Annotated in this window: 2 protein-coding genes; one reads left to right on the top strand and one right to left on the bottom strand. The window is 72.8% G+C overall.

From position 1 onward, the window contains the following. Positions 1-461 (top strand): HAD family hydrolase (locus tag ACFQ87_RS45650; RefSeq protein ID WP_380616956.1); only part of this gene is annotated, 461 nt, incomplete at its 5' end. Between the two features lie 79 nt (positions 462-540). On the opposite strand, the gene ACFQ87_RS45645 is transcribed toward ACFQ87_RS45650, so the two are convergent. After that, the coding region (locus ACFQ87_RS45645; protein WP_380616955.1) for a hypothetical protein at positions 541-1,221 on the bottom strand (681 nt) is incomplete at its 5' end.

Raw genomic sequence — 1,221 nt, 5'->3', positions numbered from 1 at the left:
CCGAACACCTCACCGACGAGCAGGCCGCCGCCTGGTTCGCCGGCTACGCCGCCCACCGCGACGCCGCCTGGGCCGCCTTCCCCGACGCCGCCCCCGCGCTCGCCGAACTCGCCCCCCACTACCGGCTCGGCATCGTCTCCAACTCCGACGCCGACCACCAGCGCCGCAAACTGCGCGCCATCGGCCTGCTCGACCACGTCGGCGACGTCCTCGTCTGCTCCGACCAGCACGGCGAGCCCAAACCCGCCCCCGGCATCTTCCACGCCGCCTGCGCCGCCCTGGGCCTGGCCCCCCGTGAAGTCGCCTACGTCGGCGACAACTACGCCCTCGACGCCGAAGGCGCCCACCACGCCGGCCTGACCGCCTTCTGGCTCGACCGCACCGCCTGCGCCGCCCCGGTCGCCGAGGGCATCCACGTCCTGCACTCCCTGGACGGCCTCGCCAAGGCCCTGGCCGCCTGAGGGCGTCCGCGCCGCGAAAGGATGCCTGCGGCGCCCGGAGGAGCCCCGCGCACGGCCCGCCGGTGCGCCGGTGCGCCGGTCAGTCGGGTTCGGCCAAGGCCTGCGGCATCCGCGGGGTGACACCCCTGCGCACGTCGAGGTCGAAGAGGTCCGGCTCGAACCTCGGGTACAGCGCCGCGTACCAGTCCCGGTACTGCCGCAGGTGGTTGACACCCTTGCGGGAGAGGCGGATCTCCAACCGGCTGTTCAACGGCTCCGACCTCAGGTTCACGTAGTCGGGGGGCATCATCCGGATCGTCTCCGGGCTGATGCCCGTCCGGTTGAACTGGGTCCACTGGTCGCTGAGCCGACTCATGACGGCGAGCATGCCCGACGACATCGCGAAGCGGAAGAAACGGTCGAGCCGGCTGGGAAGCGCGTCGATCTCGTGCTTGTACACGGCGTTCGAGCGGTCGACCGAACGCAGCGCCGCCGCCCGGCGTTCGGGCCGCAGCCCGTAGATACCGGTCAGGACGTCCTGGTCGACACGCATGGTCCGGGTCCGCTCCCGCCCGAAGATCGAGGAAGTGACGCGCGCGATGCTCGACGGCGAGCGGGCCAGGTTCGCGGCGAGTTCCCGCACGAGCGCATCGCCCGCCTGGGGGGCGCACCAGGGCTCGGGGTTGACGACGTGCCGCACCCGCATCCTCTGCAGCACCCCGGCCATCTGCTTCACCCGGGCGTGCACGCGCGGGGAGCGGCCGAGCGCCCTGTCCACGAG

It is taken from the genome of Kitasatospora sp. NPDC056531, from assembly GCF_042794375.1.
Lineage (GTDB): Bacteria > Actinomycetota > Actinomycetes > Streptomycetales > Streptomycetaceae > Kitasatospora.
This window is presented reverse-complemented; position numbering and strand designations above follow the sequence as displayed.